This window comes from Psychrobacter sp. DAB_AL62B (genome assembly GCF_028895345.1).
In the GTDB taxonomy this organism is placed as follows: Bacteria; Pseudomonadota; Gammaproteobacteria; order Pseudomonadales; family Moraxellaceae; genus Psychrobacter.
This window is the reverse complement of the sequence record NZ_SAXC01000002.1, coordinates 516,595-534,170: the sequence shown is the minus strand read 5'-3', so window position 1 is coordinate 534,170 and position 17,576 is coordinate 516,595. Positions and strand designations below refer to the sequence as shown.

Below are 17,576 nucleotides of genomic sequence, written 5' to 3'. Positions count from 1 at the left end.
CTACAGTTGCGATAGCAGCGGTAAGGGTTGTTTTACCGTGGTCAACGTGTCCGATGGTACCGACGTTAACGTGTGGTTTTACGCGTTCAAACTTGGCCTTTGCCATGGGTATTTCCTCTTTTTTTGGTGAATATTTATCAATCAAAGATTGGTAAATAACTGTTTGACGGCTTTTGATGTATGACCATCAAACCGTTGACACTATGTTTATTCTATATAGCTAACAAAATTTAGGTTTTAACGATAAAACTTGTTAACTAAAAATCTATGATAGCGCTGATATCTTATGTATAACTTTCATACGTCTGGATACTAAGCCTATAAATAAGGGCATTATACGTGCTTTTCAATCTATTGAATACAACAGGCTAATATATAGCAGCGCTGTTGCACAACTTTATCTCGCTGTACTTTGTTCATATCTTAAAAAGATAAATAAGTGTAGCATTTACTAATAAACTGACAGCACAAAAAGGCAACACCTCAGTGTCACCCTCAAATCATTATTTGCCACACTGTATTTATAATTTTTCAATATTTTATAATTTCGATATCGACGCAAGGCTCTGTGTGAAAGTAGCAAAGCAAATATAAAAGCCTGTAACAATAAATGGAGCTCATATTGAGAATTGAACTCAAGACCTCTCCCTTACCAAGGGAGTGCTCTACCGCTGAGCTATATGAGCGTATTCTAGCCAACCAGTAAGTTGCACTAAAAAAAATATCACGATACAGCGATAATAACTGACTGTCGTGATGAATTATTGATAATTTTTGCGATGGTGCATATATGGAGCGGGTGGCGGGAATCGAACCCGCGTCATTAGCTTGGAAGGCTAAGGTGTTACCATTATACCACACCCGCATTTACTCTTATCGGCATTGACTTTATATAAAGTCGTTAAAGATATAGAGTATGCTTGGCGCTAAGACAAACTTTAGAAAAAATATGGTGGTGGGAGAAGGATTCGAACCTTCGAAGCTTTCGCGACAGATTTACAGTCTGTTGGGTTTGACCGCTCCCCAATCCCACCTAGATTGCTTGATATAAAATAACTTTAATTTAAAGTAAATTCATAAAAAGCTACTTTGAAAGAGATGGTGCCGACTGCCGGGATCGAACTGGCGACCTACTGATTACAAGTCAGTTGCTCTACCAACTGAGCTAAGTCGGCTTGTTCTCTCAAAGTGGTGGCTATTCTATCAAATATATTGACAGACGCAAGCCCTTTTTTGCTTTTTTTGCTTTTATTTTCATAAAAAAACTCAAGCAATTGATTATAATAGAGTTTTTATTATCGTTAAATAACTAATTGTATGACTCTTTATTAAACCATTTACTTTGTCAGCCAAAAATATAAGCACTGGCTTCTTTTTGACTTACCATCTATCGGTTAATTCTCAAAATAATTATGTAAACTTACCAACCATTAATGCTTATAAGTTACGACAGATTCAGTGAATACAGATGAAACTTACTCATCATATGCTGCAATAGTCTATACCCAATAAATTAGGTACGTTGTTTTATGACGCTAGACTGGAATGAATTTTTCTTTCTTACTGTGCCTACGTAGACAGAGGCTGCAAAAAAACCATCCCAGTCCCGCTATACCGCTTTGACATTGAACTGACTATAAGATATTAAAGTGAGGTGACGATCACTTTTATCATTGAGCAGTACATGATTAATACTGCCTTACTATCAAATATTGCCTATACCATACCCGTATTAAATAACCATAACGCTAAGCCGATAATAATAATGGCAAGGAAAACCCATATAAACCAACTTCCACTAGGCTTTTTCTCGACCGAACCTGCATTGGCAGGATTACTAATGGCTTGATCCATGGCATTGTTGCCTGTCGTACCGAGATCACTAGACTGGCCTAGATTGGCAGTGCCTGAAAACTGTCCTGTGGCTGCCTGTTTCGCGCGTAGAATATCAGGATCAGCTTCTTCTTGCAGGGCAGTTGTGGTGGTTTTGTCATGCTCTGCCTGAACTATTGCTTCTTCATGTAAAGTTGGTTCTTCATATGAGATTAGTTCTTCGCGTACCGCTGATTCTTCAGATAACACTGGCTGCGTGACGGGTAGCTCGTTATCAACAGAGGCTGTCGACGATGTCGGAGCAGTCTCTATAGCTGTCAGCGCTTCCTGCTCAGCGGCTACACTAGATTTGTCAGGTATTGTGGTAATAGCGGGAGCCGTTTCAACCGGTGCAGGTTGCAAGTTATTTGTAGCTGATAAAACGTCAGCAATCCCTGTTTCTTTAACGACCGGTTTTGTTTCAACAATAGCCGCTATCTCAGTATCAGGACTCAACATCAAAGTTGGTTTATCTGCAACTGCTGGCTCATGTTCCATAGTAGCCAGTGCGCTTACCTGAAAGCTAAAGCTTGAAAATCCAAGTGTATCATCGGCTTCAAGGTACTTAGACTCATTGGTTTCAATACGTTCATCATTGATAAATGTACCGTTCGATGAGTTCAAATCCTTTACATACAACTTACCGTTTAAGACGCTCAACACGGCATGATTACGTGATATCTGCTTGCTACCAAGCACTACATCATTATCGTTACCTCGTCCAACAGATAGACTGTCAGTTATCGTCAATGTCAGGTCACCGAGTGCCTCTGTTAACGCCTTAAGCTGCCACGTATCTTTCGCTGCCGTATTCACATTATCTGTATGGTTCGTCATGCTATCACTCCTTATTGTTTATTAAATGTCCAATGGCTATCGTTAAATCATTGTCGTAAATATCATGAAGTAATATCTTCATTATTTAGGAATAAAGTTAGGTTTTATAATCCCGCCAAGCTTACTGTAAGGAATGCTCAGCACTGGCATACCATAAGCATATGGGCCAATAGAATAATGCTGATAACGAATATCGATCCCTTTATCCGTCAATGTCACGTTATCGCTCAGAGTAAACGGCCAGTTTTTCTCATAACTACTAACGTCTTCATCGACTGTTTTCACCCAGTCTTTGTAAGCATTATAAGCCAACGCTTTAAATCGTGATTTTTTACCCGTTTGTAACATATCTGCCAACTGGATTTGCTTTTTAGTCTTTTGGTCAAACACTAAATATTCGCTATAAGGCATTCCATGAGCGCCGCCGGTAAAGACATATGAACTTATCTCGAACATCTCAAAATCATTGACGTGACCCAAATATTCAGGCGTCACTATCAAGTTATAAACAAACACACTATCTTCAGGTAAATCAGCGAACTGCGAAACAACAAAACTATCGATGGCACTCTTGACGTCTGCTTGATTACTTTTAGTAGTGATAGGTGCTGACTCAGTAGGCTTGCTATTAACGACTAGATTATTGATGCGCTCATTGGTGATATCATTTATCCAATTATGATTGGTCTTGAGATATTTGACTTCAATCTCTGGGCATCTATCACGCTGAAGGCAAGTTTCCTGTATCTTTTTGGGTAGTTCATAATCCAAATAATCAGTGCTACTAATAAGGCTACCAGCATGCGCTGACAAGCTTAATGCGCTAAATAGCACCCCACTACCTAACACGCCCATTAGACGCAGCCAGCCAGTCTTTAGCGCTAACGGCTGGGCTGCTGCTAACTTATTAGTATGAAGTTGGGTTGCAGATTTCATATAGCCTCTTTAATATGTATACATATAAGGTTTATTGATATTCTACCGTAACAACTGTTCTATATTGTAGGAACACTGTTTTCATTTTCGAGTGATTAATATTTATTACAAAGTAGTAATATGCTCTTTGAATAAATCATAAGCAATAAAAAAGACACGATAGGCGTGTCTTTTAAAATTAAGCATAAAGAGTGATTAGCAGGCTGATTTTAGTGCTCACGAGTATTGCTAAAGGTGACTTCTGGATAGCGATCTTGCATCAACTGCAAGTTGACTCGTGATGGCGCAAGATACGTCAAATAACCACCGCCATCTAAAGATAATTGGTCATGGGCTTTACGCTTAAATTTAGCCAACGCCACTTCATCATCGCAATGAATCCAGCGTACGGTCGCAATCGATACTGGCTCAAAGATACATTGGACTTTGTATTCTTCTTTGAGACGATGGGCAACCACTTCAAACTGTAGTACACCCACAGCGCCCAAGATTAAATCATTGTTAATCTGTGGCATAAAGACCTGAGTTGCACCCTCTTCACTCAGCTGCTGTAGACCTTTTTGTAAAGCTTTTGATTTGAGAGGATCTTTTAGTATCACGCGGCGGAATAATTCAGGGGCAAAATGTGGAATGCCGGTGAAATTCAGCTCTTCGCCCTCAGTGAAACTATCACCGATAGAAATCGTGCCATGATTATGGAGACCGATGATATCACCTGGATACGCTTCTTCTAGCGTTTCACGGTCACCTGCCAAAAAGGTCAAGGCATCGGCAATACGCACCTCTTTACCCAAACGCACATGCTTCATTTTCATGCCTTTTTCGTACTTGCCTGAGCAGACACGTAAGAAAGCAATGCGGTCACGGTGACGCGGATCCATATTGGCCTGAATCTTAAAGACAAAGCCACTGAAACTTGTCTCTGTTGCTGCCACTTCACGCTCAGTAGTCGGATGCGCTTTTGGTGGTGGTGAGTATTTCACCAGCGTATCAAGTACCATATTGACACCGAAGTTACCGAGTGCCGTACCGAATAATACTGGCGTCATCTCGCCAGCTAAAAACGCTTCCACACTAAAGTCCTCTAACGCCATTTGTACTAGCTCAAGAGACTCCTCAAATGAATTAAACATCAGCGCGCCCAAGCGTTCTCGGATATCAGGATAGTCATAACCTTCGCGAGTCTCAGCCACAGTAATTTCACCGCCATGGCCTTTTTCATAAAGATAAGTTTTATTCTCAGTTAAATGATAAACGCCGACGAAATCTTGACCCATACCAATCGGCCACGTTAGCGGAATGCATTTAATTTTCAAAACCGTTTCAATTTCACTAAGTAGCTCAAGTGGCTCACGAATCTGGCGATCGAGTTTATTAACAAAGGAGATGATGGGCGTGTCACGCATCCGGCAGACTTCCATCAGCTTGATGGTACGTTCTTCAACGCCTTTTGCGCCGTCAACCATCATTAGCGCACTGTCTACTGCGGTCAACGTACGATAAGTATCTTCACTAAAGTCGGCGTGACCAGGGGTATCAAGTAAGTTGACCATGTGCTCTTGGTAGGGAAACTGCATGACCGAGGTGGTAATAGAAATACCACGCTCTTGCTCCATGCTCATCCAATCTGACGTCGCATGACGGTCGGTTTTGCGACCTTTTACCTCGCCAGTTACTTGAATGGCTTGACCCCATAGCAGCAGCTTTTCGGTCATGGTAGTCTTACCCGCATCGGGATGCGAGATGATAGCAAAGGTGCGGCGCTTAGCCACTTCTTTATTTAATTTCTTTGGATCTACGCTCATAATGAGTAACTTATCGTTAAATTTTGGAAGAAAAATAGCAGGATGTAATAAAAGAGATGATAGTAAATAGGATGAATTTTGATGCGCGTATTGTAGCGGATTTACAGTCAAGATGCTATTTTTGCTGACTTTTATCAAGATGAAAGTCAGTACAATGAAACAATAAAAAAGGCGATAAAGTAGTATATCTAACTACTTTATCGCCTTAATTTCGATTACTTAATATATTTCAAGCATTATTATAACGAACTTATTTTCTATAACTATCTGCTATTTCTTTTGCTAGAAAGTCAGCGGCAACATCATTATAAAGTGTACAGTCAACTAATCCGTTACGTTCATTCGCGTTAGGTCCAGTTGTGCCACTAGCAACATAATCAGTCTCATATATACGATTACTAGTATTGTAGGCATAGACAACAGCACTGTAAATATATTCTGGGTCGTCGTTTGTGGCAAAAAACTTGACCTGTGACGCTGTTTGACGATTACTTATCCCTACTCCAAAGCCTTCTTTAATTTGCGATGGACGACTATCGTTAAAGCGATTTTTCGCTACATTAAGCCAGTCATTAAGCGTTCGATAGCTGGTTTCGTTTTTGGCATTAAAGGCTAAAAACTCACGCTCACTGGTGGTTACTGGTATATAACAGATAGAACCCTCTGGAAAGGCAATATTGGCATCATTAGCTGAGATTTTTGAGTAAGTATTTAAGGCGGTACGAATACCAGAGCTACTGTTTGTACTGTTTCCAGCTTTATAGCTATCAGCTTTGCGTCCTGATAAATCAACTTTATTATAAGTGATTTTATAATCTAAAACAGTATTGCTGTTTTTAAGATAAACAGAACGTTTGACCGTAAGACCATTCACCTCAATATATCTATTTTCTAGTGTTCCTTCAAAACTGTTCAGCAAAACTGTTTTATCTAGCGTATTAATTGCTTGGCTATTATAGTTACCTATAATATTAATAACTTCGCTATTGTGATCCCCTGTGCGGTATTTTTCATTGATGCGCGCAATGTTATTAGAGTTACCTTCAAAGCTAGAAACCGTAATCTCATTACTGCTACCCGAACCAAAAATAGCATCTTCACCCTCACCGCAGCCTGTAAGCGCAAACGCCAATAACGAGAGTGCAATAGGTGTCATTATTAATTTATTCATTTTCCAGCGTCCTTCTTAAATACTAGCATCACTAATTATGGTTGTTATAAATCTGATTTTATACACCTAGTTTACTCTACTGTAACGACGAGTTATAGCAAACTTACTATTTGGATTCTAAACTTAGAAGGTGAACTTACAAATTCATAGCATACTTTTACTACCGCTATATAAAGCTTGCCTGATGCTCTGTTATGCTAGATGGGCTATTTTAAAACTAGCTATAACAAGACTTAAAAAACACGATCTAAAAAATGATGGACAACAATTCATATAAAAGGATAAATCATGGAAACCCTATATTCTACTAAAGCCTCGGTAACTGGCGGCCGTGCAGGTAGCGCTAGCCTTCAAGACAGCGATTTGACGATTAATATGGTTGCACCTGGTTCTGGTAAAGATGGTAATAACCCAGAGCAACTATTCGCTATGGGCTACGCTGCTTGCTTTGATGGTGCACTTGCTGCAGTCAAAGGGGCGGAAAAGGCAAAATTTGATTCTACTACTGAAGTATCGGTAGATTTACTTAAAGGTGAAGGTCTTGATTTTAAATTAGCAGCAAAAATTCATGTGACTGGTGAGAACACTGACTTATCGGCTGATGAGTTTCAAAAGCTAGTCGAAAAAGCCAATAAAGTTTGCCCGTATTCTAAAGCCACTCACGGCAATATCGATAGTGAAGTGACTTCAGAAGTGAAATAAGCTCTCACTCTCAGTAGCAACAACGACGATATTAATAAATAAAAGAACTCAGCTGGTCTGGGTTCTTTTTTTATGTTTGGTTAAATTTATTTATTTTAATGATAAAAACTATTGATGCTAGAACCTCTCATAACTTTTAAGCAGTTCGGCACGCGCTGATTTTATCGTTATAATAAGCACATATTTTTATCTAATAGCTGATAAGTGACTTTTATGACTGATAATATGCCTAATTCCATAACAGACAGTAACCACAATTCCCACCAAGCACTCGATCCTAAAGCGTTGCCTAACTTCGATACCATGCCAAATGTTGCAACCATGGACACCAGTCACGTCGACAAAGACCAGCCACCTTTTATTTTAGTTGATGGCTCTTATTATCTGTTTCGTACTTATCACGCCCTGCCAAAAACCATGCAAAATTCGCAAGGACTGATAACCAACGCTATCCGTGGCACGCTTAATGCGCTGCTAAAGCTGATGCGTCGTTATCATCCTACCCATATGGCGGTTTGCTTTGATACCAAGTCACCGACTTTCCGCCATCATATGTCTGCTGATTACAAGGCCGCCCGTCCACCCATCGATATAGAGCTATTAGAGCAAATTCCTTATATCCATCGTTTGGTGACGGCATTAGGTATTCCACTGTTACGCATTGAAGGGGCGGAAGCCGATGATATCATCGGTACGCTTGCTCACCGTGCGGTCGAGCAAGGACATCATGTGGTCATCTCAACCGGCGATAAAGATATGATGCAACTGGTCAATGATTGCGTCATATTAGAGGATAGCTTTACAGGCAAAGTAACTGACACCCAAGCAGTCATCGATAAATTCGGTATTAACCCCAACCAAATGATTGATTTTTTAACCTTGATGGGTGACGCCTCTGACGGTATCAAAGGCGTGCCCGGTATTGGTAAAAAAACGGCGAAAGACTTGCTCGTAGAATATGGTGATATCGCTAATATGTTAAAGCATATTGGCTTTATTAAAGGTCGCGGTGCAAAGGGTTTGATTGAGCACGCCGATGATATCCCGTTCAATGCCAAACTGGCGACCATCGTGACGGACTTAGATATCGGTCAAGATTGGAACGATTTAAAAATCAATACCGACCCTTGTGCCCATATAGATGAATTACGTGAGTTATATAATGAGCTTGAATTTAGAAACGAGCTGGCATCGCTTGATCATCCGAACCATCCTGCCAACGCTAATGGATCGCAAAGTGTCGCAGAAAGCCAAGCCAATGCCGAATCACAAGCACAAATCGCTAAATCTTTGCAATCATCACAAATTGAGAATATCCAAAACGGTAAAAATCATGATAGAGCGTGGCATACTATTTTAGACGAGCCTGCCTTTGACAGCCTGGTTCAGCTATTAGAATCTGCGCCGCATTTTGTTATTGATACTGAAACCACCAGCGTCTATTGGCGCGAGGCACAAATCGTCGGTCTATCGTTTGCGGTGCAAGCACATGAAGCTTATTACATTCCGCTGACTCATAGTCTAGAAGGTGATGAGCTAATCACCAAACAGCTTGATCGCGATACAGTATTAGCACGTCTCAAACCAATTTTAGAAAATCCAAATATCGGTAAAATCGGTCAACACTTAAAATACGATGCCCACATTCTCAGTCATTATGATATCGACCTTATCGGTGCGTTACACGAGCAGCCCAATAACTGGGCGATGGATACCATGCTTGCCAGCTATGTCATTAACGCCGCGATTACCCGTCATGGCATGGATGATTTGGCACGGCATTATCTACAAACTCAAACCATCAGCTATGAAGATGTCGCAGGTAAAGGCGCTAAACAAGTGAGTTTCGATCAAGTGGCTATTGATATTGCCAGTGACTATGCTTGCGAAGATGCCGATATTACCTATCAGTTATTTGATATTTTTAGCAAAAAACTTGCCGATGACGAAAATAACTCTAAGCTGCTACACGAGCTAGAAATCCCAACGGCTGAAATACTTTGCCAGATGGAAGCTCACGGTATATTAATCAAACGCTCATTTTTAAACGAGCTATCAAAACGCTTTGATGAAGAAATTATCGCTTTAGAAAAACGCGCGTATGAAGTGGCTGGCGAGGAATTTAATCTGGGTTCTCCTAAACAACTTGGTGAGATGCTATTTGAGAAACTTGGTGTTGCTGGTGGCAAAAAAACTAAGTCTGGTCAGTACTCAACTGGCGAGGCGGTATTGTCAAAAATCGATCACCCGTTGGTTGATATCACTCTAGAATATCGTAGCCTATCTAAACTAAAAAGCACCTATACCGATGCCCTTGATAATGTCGCAGATAGCGAAACTGACCGTGTGCATACCAGTTATCATCAAGCGTTGACCAGCACTGGGCGCTTATCTTCCACGGATCCCAACTTACAAAACATTCCAATTCGCACTGCAACTGGGCGCTTGATACGTCAAGCTTTTATAGCGCCAAAAGGTCGCGTTATTTTGGCGGCGGATTACTCACAAATTGAGCTGCGATTGATGGCGCATTTCTCAGGCGATGAAAACCTGACTCACGCCTTTAATGAAGGGTTGGATATTCACGCAGCCACTGCTTCTGAAGTGTTAGGGAAAGATGTTGCTGATGTTAGCTCAACTGAGCGACGTAATGCTAAAGCCATTAACTTCGGTCTACTCTATGGCATGAGCGCCTTTGGACTTGCTAAGCAATTGCAGATGAGTCGCGGCGAAGCGCAAGACTATATCGATATGTACTTTGAGCGTTACCCAGGTGTCAAAAACTATATGATCAATACTCGTGCCAGTGCTTATGAGCAAGGCTATGTCGAAACCATATTGGGTCGCAAGCTTTACACCCCTGATATCAATCATAGCAATCGTATGGTCAAACAAGGGGCTGAACGCGCTGCTATTAATGCGCCACTACAAGGCTCAGCTGCTGACCTCATTAAGCTGGCGATGATTGCTGTCGATAAAGTATTACCAAAGTCTCAGGCAAAAATGCTACTACAGGTCCATGATGAATTGGTGTTTGAAGTCGATGCAGATAAGGTTGATGATATTAGCCAATTAATTACCGATGCGATGCAAGATGTCTTGACGACGACTGCTGTTGAAAAAGGCTGGGATGTAGACTTTGCTGTACCATTATTAGTCGAAACGGATAGTGGTCAAAATTGGGACGAGGCGCATTAACTCTTAAATGGCTGTAACGCTGCTTAAGATACTTGACTCTCTCAGCGCAAACTAAAAAAACAGTCGCGTATTATCATTGTTGGTATAATAAACCTATCTTATTCCTTCACAAATTACCTTTTAGTCTAAAGTGAGCCGCTGCGCTCACTTTTTTTATTCTAAAAATCAGGAGCGCTTATTTTGGCTGCAGATGGCATTATCGAAATCCCCGGGATTATCTTACTGATAGCTTGTATATTACGTTGCACGCAGTACGTTCTACAGAGTAAGAGCAAGCAAGGTCTTTATTTTTGGCTGGCATCAGTATTGATATTTTTTGCAGTGATTCGTCGTGAGTTAAACTATCTGCCAGAGCTATTTATTTCAAGTAATTTTTCATTGTTAAATCATTCTTATGACTGGTGGGAAGACGCTATTCTTTTAGTCGTTTATCTGTCTATTATTGGCTTATTAGCTTATACATGGCGTTATCTTTGGACAGTATTAAAATCCGTGCCAGCTTCTTTGTATCTCATCGTAGTGGCCTTAGCAATACTAGAATATATGGGCGAGAATACTATCATTATTCCTGAAAGCATTGGACAAATAGTAGAAGAAATCGCAGAGACGGGCGTCTATGCTGTTGCATTGGTTTATTTGTGGCGTTTCAAAACCATTGATTTAGAAAGACATTTATCATATAAGCTATATGCACCATGCAAAGTATAAAAAGCATCAGCAGTGATACAATTCACCTTAGTGCTAAAAGCTTATGTATGATTTGTTATACTAAAAGTTAAATAAAAGAACAATAGTTGGATTTACTATGGGTAATAAATGTATAGTTAATATATGGTTAAAACCATTATTTAATATGACATTTCTATTCAGTCATCATTAATCACTATTAATAACTACTATTAATCACTACTAAGCGAGTCATTATGAATATATTAATTACAGGTGCATCACGCGGTATCGGTTTAGCGACGGCCAAACGACTGGTCGCAAAAGGTCATAGCGTCGGTCTATTTGATATTGACACGATTGAGCTTGAGCAAGCGATTAATGATAAAGCGTTTAAAAAAGCCCTGAAAGACAATCGTATCGTCCATGGCCATCTTGATGTTACTGATCCTGAAGCGTGGGATACTGCCATTGATCACATGATGGACAACTTTGATGGCATTGATGTATTGATTAACAATGCGGGCGTCTTGGTGAGTGGCGCGTTACCCAATACTGATTTGGATAAACAGTTGTCATTGATTGATATCAACTGTAAAGGCGTTCTTATCGGCTGTCATAAGTTAGCCCCTCATTTAGCAGATAGTAAAGACGGTAAAATTATTAACGTCTCATCTGCCTCGGCGATTTATGGTCAATCTGAAGTTGCTCCTTATTCTGCCAGTAAGTTTTTTGTACGCGGTTTGACCGAAGGATTAAATATTGAATACGCTGAGCTGGGTATCAAAGTAATTGACGTCATGCCATTATGGGTAAAATCTGATATGACAAAAGATATTAGTGTTACAAGTATCGATCGTTTGGGTATCAATTTAACCGTCGATGATGTCGCCAAAACCTTATGCAAGCTAAGCGGTAAACCGAATCGTAAGATTTCACGCACCCATTATCCTATTGGCTTTCCAGCTAAAATGCTACACACAGCATCGCAAGTAGCTCCTGACTCATTGATGCGCTTTATCAATAGTAAAATTGGTACTAAATAAATTAGTCGCTAAAAGCTACATAGATAACGTGAGAACATTTAAACGGCTACCAATTTCGGTAGCCTTTTTTTATCAATAGAACCCTATTTCGTTGGTATATATTTTTCCTAGGATGATTATAACGTCTTGCAAATTAACAGCTCAAATGAATGTGCCTCTTACATATTTTTACCTTCTTGTGACAGCTTACTACTAGAGGCAATGATGATAACCATACAAAATAGCCATAAGACGAAATTCTAATAAATTTAACACTCATAAAAATTAAGGAATATAGTATGGAACACTCAAAAACCCCACTGCCAGAAGAGATGAACGGTATCGCTAGCCACAAGAGCGCGGATATGGACAGTAATGATCAACTTGTCGATTTAGACAACCCTATGTTACATACTATTGATAATGATGATGTCATTGATAATAGCGCAGGGTTTGACAATTCAGAAGTCGGTACTGATGCCATTCAAGGTCTTACACCGATGCATCGCCAAAATATTGACGAATCACGCATTGATGAGCTACTGGTCGATGATAATTTAGATGACAGCAACTATCCTGATATCGTCGATATCGCAGACAGAGATGCTGCAAAATTGAGTAATGATGATGATTTTTAAAGCAACTCCCTTATAAACTAATTACCCTGTAGAAAATCATAAAAATTATTTAGACAAAAAAATACCGAACATCATGTCCGGTATTTTTTAATATTTTATGACTTATTCAGAATAGCATCTACGCCCAACCATCTAACGTGCCCGCCCAACCTTTTACCAATGGCGCACTCATGGCTTCTAACAAATCAATGTGTGCTTCGTCTGCGTTCAACGCTGGAATATAATGATATTCTTGCCCGCCAGCATTAATGAAGTTCTCACGGTTCTCAATCGCCAGCTCCTCTAACGTCTCAAGACAGTCTGCTGAAAATGCAGGGCTGAGAATTTGGACGGAGCGCACGCCTGACTTCGCCCACTCATCAAGTATGACATCGGTATAAGGCTTGACCCATTCTTGCTTACCAAAGCGTGATTGGAAGCTAATAATCCATTCATCATCTTTTAGACCAAGCTCGTGAGCGACTTGCGCAGCGGTACACTTACAACGTCTAGGATAAGGATCACCTTTATCCATATAAGGCTGCGGAATACCATGGAAGCTAAACATCAGCTTTTCAGGCTTGCCATGTACCGCTTGAAAGCGGCGAATACTATCCGCTAATGCTTTGATATATAAAGGGTGGGCAAAGTAGTCTTTGGCTATGGTGATATTCGGCAAATTACGCTGTTTAAGCGACCATTTGGTAATCGCATCATATACTGCGCCCGTTGAGGTCGCTGAATACTGCGGAAATACGGGTAACATCACAAAGTGGTCAACCCCTTCGCTACGCAGCTTGTCCATAACATCAGGCAAACCAGGATTACCATAGCTCATTGCAGAATGCACGGAAACGCGAAATGGCGCAGCACTTTCAGCCAAACGTTTATCTAACATCTCAACTTGAGTATTAAGGATGTTACGCATCGGCGAATCACCATCCCAAATACTGGCATAGGCTGCTGCTACACGCTTCGGACGACTCGGTAATACAAACAGATTGAGGATAATCGCCCATAATAATTTAGGAATCTCAATCACTCGCGTGTCTGATAAAAACTGACGCAAATATCGACGTACTGCAGGTGCAGTAGGTTCGTCAGGCGTACCTAGATTGATTAATAAGACGGCAATACGTGGGGGCAGTTCAGGTTTCATAGCAGCACTATTTTATGATTAGGTTAATTAAAGAAAATATGAGATAAAAGATTGTTAAGTCAGTGTTAAATTAACGCTCTGTTAGTGTAGCATTTTATCCATTAATAACGCATCGCAAAAGTGCACTTATACAATTTGATACGCAGCTGCAGCCTATGCATTCCATTCGTTATTTAGCCACTATAAAAACTAAGCTTGAAAGACTGCGCTCGAAGGTTGTACTCATATGCGCATCGCCATACAATAGGCGAGCACATTGTCAAAAGAACAGTGTAAGTAAAACGCTTTTAGCTTAAAACCATTTAAAAAATATCGGCAAAACGATTTGTCGATAGATTGCCCTTCTTATTTTATTGATGATTGTTGTCTTGCGAGGTAGCTTTGAACGCACGCCCTGATAATACCAGTGACCAGTTCTCCAAAGAAAAACCACATTCTGTTAGCTCAGTTAACGATGCTGATTCAGTAGGCTCAGTTAGCTCAGTAGGCATTGTCACGCCACAGACTTTTCATTTCGCTGAGCCATTAACCTTGGAGTGCAACCGTACCCTGCCCTCGTTTGACCTGATAGTCGAAACTTATGGCACGCTGAATAGCGCTAAATCAAACGCGGTGCTGATTTGTCATGCCTTATCTGGCAGTCATCATGCGGCAGGGTTTTATAGTGCTGATGATAAAAAATCAGGCTGGTGGGACAATATGATTGGTCCTAATAAAGCTATTGATACCAATCGATTTTTTGTCGTCTGTGTGAATAATATCGGTAGCTGCTTTGGATCCACAGGTCCAACAACCATTAATCCTGACAGTACAGCCGATGGCGATGAAGGGCGCGCTTATGGTCCCGACTTTCCACTGGTCACGATTAAAGATTGGGTAAAGACGCAGGCTATGCTCTCAGACCGTTTAGGGATTGAGGTTTGGCATGCCATCGTCGGTGGCTCAATGGGCGGTATGCAAGCCATGCAATGGGCGGTCGATTATCCTCAGCGACTTAAGCGCTGTGTGGTGATTGCCTGTACACCAAAGCTCTCCGCACAAAACATCGCCTTTAACGAAGTCGCACGCCAGTCGATTTTATCGGATCCTGATTTTAAAGAGGGACGCTACCTGCAAGCCGGTACCTACCCTCGCCGCGGACTTATCTTAGCGCGGATGGTTGGGCATATTACCTATTTAACCGATGACGCGATGAAAGCAAAATTCGGCCGTGATTTAAAATCGGGCAAGTTTATGTATGGTTACGATGTTGAGTTCCAAGTCGAAAGCTATCTGCGCTATCAAGGCGAACGCTTTAGCGAAAACTTCGATGCCAATACCTATTTGCTTATGACCAAAGCGTTAGACTATTTTGACCCGACGCGTGATTATCCATCACAGGATTATCCGTCAGAGTCTGCTACAGACCTATCTAAGTTATCATCAGAGCCGTTAGCAAACTCTATTGGTGCTTCGGTAAAAGCTGATAGTAGCGAAGACGAGCTAACTGAAACTCTAGCCAATAGTACTGATATAGATAATATTGAAAACAGCAATTACCAAGAGCTTACTGCGCTTAAAGCAGCCTTTGCTCATACTCAGTGCCAATATCTAATCGTGTCATTTACCACTGATTGGCGTTTTGCACCGGAGCGCTCGCAAGAGATTGTCGATGCATTGATGGCTACTGGCAAGCCGGTCAGCTATATCAATGTCGATGCGCCACATGGCCATGACTCATTCTTATTTGATATTCCGCGTTATATGGGTGCCGTCAGAGGATTTTTGACCGCACCATTTATGACTGATAACCAAGCAAAAAATAACCATCAAGATAGCATTCAAAGCAGTCATCAAAAAGTAGGAGCGCATTCATGAGAATGGATCATCAATTGGCTGAACGCTGGATTGCCCCGCACTCACATGTTCTGGACTTAGGCTGTGGTAATGGCGAACTGCTCGCGCACTTGCAACAAAATCGTGGCGTAACGGGCTACGGGCTTGAGATTGACGAAGAAAAAATCAATGAGGCGATTGCTAATGGTTTATCGATTGTCGAGCAAGATTTGAATGATGGTTTGGCGCGTTTCGCTGATAATAGCTTTGACACTGTCGTCATGGCGCGCGCACTACAAGCGGTTAAATCTCCTGATATATTATTACTCGATATGCTACGGGTTGCCCGTGAGGCCGTTATTACCTTTCCAAACTTTGCCCATTGGCAAAACCGTATTCATTTAGGACTTAAAGGTATCATGCCAGTTTCAGAGGCATTGCCGTATGAATGGTACAACACGCCAAACATCCATTTATGCACCTTTAAGGATTTCGAAAAACTCTGCGCTCAGCACGACATTCATATTATTAATCGCTTTGCTGTCAGCGATTCTGAAAAAGGGCATTCACCGCTGATGACAGCGTTGATACGCCAAGCGCCCAATCTGTTGGCAGATGTTGCTATTTATCGGGTGACCAAACAAAAACCTGAATGATATTCGAGTTTTTGTACTATTTATTAAAGGTAATATTAGCGCTCATCAGTACCACTCTAACCTTAATATATTGTTAACTTATTCTTACGCTCAGGTAACTCTATGATTTTGTTGAGGACAATGAGGTATAAGTAAGCATTAAATCGTGTAATTAGTATTTGAGTTTCGTAAGCTTGGGTGTTAAGCTAGCAAAATAGTGTCAATCGCACCCCATTTATGACCGTTTATCGGTTCGATGAAGGTCTATTGCCACACACAACGATTAAATATATTGCTAATAATTAGGTAAGTTTGTATTGCAAGATTTCACCTAATTGTTATCGCCGCCTAAACTCCTTTAGCGGTGCAACTTTTTTTGCTTATTAACTGCCTAATTTTGGAGCTGCTATGAAATTATTAAAAGCTGCGTTGTTCACTACCTTGCTTTCTTGTGCAGGTTTTGCCAACGCTGAGTTAATATCAAATGTGCCACTTGATACCTCACGTTTTGAGCTGATGCCTGTCAGTGAATTATCCAATCGTGCTGCTCAAGGTAATGATCACGCTCAGTTCTATTTAGCCAAGCGCCTACAGAAAGGCGAAGGTATTGCTCAAAATACTCAGCAAGCAGTCCAGTGGTATACCAAAGCTGCGCAGCAAGGCGTTGCCCCTGCTCAGTTGAATCTTGCCATCATGTACTTGCGCGGTGAAGGGGTACAACCAAACCTACAACAAGCACGCGGTTGGTTAGAAAAAGCCGCCATGCGTGGTGATAACCGTGCTAGCTATACGCTTGCTTTATTAGATGAGAAGCAAAAAAATCTGGTTGATGCTTATAAATGGTACGACTTGGCTGCCCGTGATGGCATGTTAGACGAAAAAGTACGTAACAAAGCACGCGGTAAAATCGGTCAATTAGCATTAAACTTATCAAGCTCAGATATCGCTAGTGCTCGTAGCAAAGCGGATACTTGGTTTCAGAGTAAGTAAGTTTTAAAACACTTAGTAAATAGAAAAATCCAGCCTTTGAGCTGGATTTTTTATTATATGATCACTAATTTAAGCTATCTAATTTCGATAAAACATTTCGACAAATCTATAAAAACCCTGCAAAATTTGCTACACTGCGCCAGCATTT

The 17,576-nt window shown here is 40.9% G+C and carries 13 protein-coding genes, 4 tRNA genes and 1 pseudogene; 8 read left to right on the top strand and 10 right to left on the bottom strand.

Annotation, left to right across the window (positions count from 1 at the left end; translation table 11 throughout):
• The 9 genes from EPB74_RS05185 to EPB74_RS05145 form a co-directional block, all read right to left on the bottom strand.
• Positions 1–106: GTP-binding protein (locus EPB74_RS05185; protein ID WP_244656565.1), on the bottom strand; the 106-nt coding region annotated here is incomplete at its 3' end.
• Positions 107–611: 505 nt separating this feature from the next.
• A tRNA-Thr gene (locus EPB74_RS05180) sits at positions 612–686 on the bottom strand.
• 105 nt (positions 687–791) lie between these two features.
• Positions 792–865, bottom strand: a tRNA-Gly gene (locus EPB74_RS05175).
• 85 nt (positions 866–950) lie between these two features.
• Positions 951–1,034 (bottom strand) — tRNA-Tyr (locus tag EPB74_RS05170).
• A gap of 65 nt (positions 1,035–1,099) precedes the next feature.
• Positions 1,100–1,175 (bottom strand) — tRNA-Thr (locus EPB74_RS05165).
• 541 nt (positions 1,176–1,716) lie between these two features.
• Positions 1,717–2,709, bottom strand: coding sequence for an FHA domain-containing protein (locus tag EPB74_RS05160; protein WP_274903150.1), 993 nt, complete (start codon positions 2,707–2,709; stop codon positions 1,717–1,719).
• 81 nt (positions 2,710–2,790) lie between these two features.
• A complete protein-coding gene (locus EPB74_RS05155; protein WP_274903149.1) occupies positions 2,791–3,645 on the bottom strand; it encodes an RsiV family protein in 855 nt (284 codons plus the stop codon).
• A 209-nt stretch (positions 3,646–3,854) separates the two neighbouring features.
• On the bottom strand, positions 3,855–5,450 hold the full coding sequence (locus tag EPB74_RS05150) for a peptide chain release factor 3 (protein WP_089555099.1): 1,596 nt from the start codon (positions 5,448–5,450) through the stop codon (positions 3,855–3,857).
• A 250-nt stretch (positions 5,451–5,700) separates the two neighbouring features.
• The gene (locus EPB74_RS05145; RefSeq protein WP_274903148.1) at positions 5,701–6,621 is read right to left on the bottom strand and encodes a hypothetical protein; all 921 of its coding nucleotides are present in this window, start codon (positions 6,619–6,621) and stop codon (positions 5,701–5,703) included.
• Between the two features lie 288 nt (positions 6,622–6,909).
• On the opposite strand from EPB74_RS05145, the gene EPB74_RS05140 reads away from it, so the two are divergent.
• The 5 genes from EPB74_RS05140 to EPB74_RS05120 all read left to right on the top strand — a co-directional run bounded on the left by EPB74_RS05140 (position 6,910) and on the right by EPB74_RS05120 (position 12,850).
• Positions 6,910–7,323, top strand: coding sequence for an Ohr family peroxiredoxin (locus EPB74_RS05140; RefSeq protein ID WP_274903146.1), 414 nt, complete (start codon positions 6,910–6,912; stop codon positions 7,321–7,323).
• Between the two features lie 213 nt (positions 7,324–7,536).
• On the top strand, positions 7,537–10,521 hold the full coding sequence (gene polA / locus EPB74_RS05135; protein ID WP_446740019.1) for a DNA polymerase I: 2,985 nt from the start codon (positions 7,537–7,539) through the stop codon (positions 10,519–10,521).
• Between the two features lie 180 nt (positions 10,522–10,701).
• Complete coding sequence (locus EPB74_RS05130) at positions 10,702–11,229, top strand: hypothetical protein (RefSeq protein WP_274903145.1); 528 nt, start codon at positions 10,702–10,704, stop codon at positions 11,227–11,229.
• A gap of 215 nt (positions 11,230–11,444) precedes the next feature.
• Complete coding sequence (locus EPB74_RS05125; RefSeq protein ID WP_274903144.1) at positions 11,445–12,233, top strand: SDR family NAD(P)-dependent oxidoreductase; 789 nt, start codon at positions 11,445–11,447, stop codon at positions 12,231–12,233.
• Positions 12,234–12,511: 278 nt separating this feature from the next.
• Positions 12,512–12,850, top strand: a complete 339-nt coding sequence (locus tag EPB74_RS05120) for a hypothetical protein (RefSeq protein WP_274903143.1) — start codon at positions 12,512–12,514, stop codon at positions 12,848–12,850.
• Between the two features lie 118 nt (positions 12,851–12,968).
• Here EPB74_RS05120 and hemH read toward each other — a convergent pair whose 3' ends face one another.
• Positions 12,969–13,988 carry a ferrochelatase gene (gene hemH, locus EPB74_RS05115; protein WP_274903142.1) on the bottom strand — a complete coding sequence of 340 codons (1,020 nt, stop codon included), beginning with the start codon at positions 13,986–13,988 and terminating at the stop codon, positions 12,969–12,971.
• A 489-nt stretch (positions 13,989–14,477) separates the two neighbouring features.
• Between hemH and metX the strand changes: the two are divergent.
• The 3 genes and pseudogenes from metX to EPB74_RS05100 form a co-directional block, all read left to right on the top strand.
• Positions 14,478–15,767 (top strand): annotated as a pseudogene (gene metX, locus EPB74_RS05110) (homoserine O-acetyltransferase MetX); the annotation flags it as partial.
• 74 nt (positions 15,768–15,841) lie between these two features.
• On the top strand, positions 15,842–16,459 hold the full coding sequence (gene metW, locus EPB74_RS05105) for a methionine biosynthesis protein MetW (RefSeq protein WP_274903141.1): 618 nt from the start codon (positions 15,842–15,844) through the stop codon (positions 16,457–16,459).
• A 387-nt stretch (positions 16,460–16,846) separates the two neighbouring features.
• On the top strand, positions 16,847–17,428 hold the full coding sequence (locus EPB74_RS05100; RefSeq protein WP_274903140.1) for a tetratricopeptide repeat protein: 582 nt from the start codon (positions 16,847–16,849) through the stop codon (positions 17,426–17,428).
• The last annotated feature ends 148 nt before the right edge of the window (positions 17,429–17,576 follow it).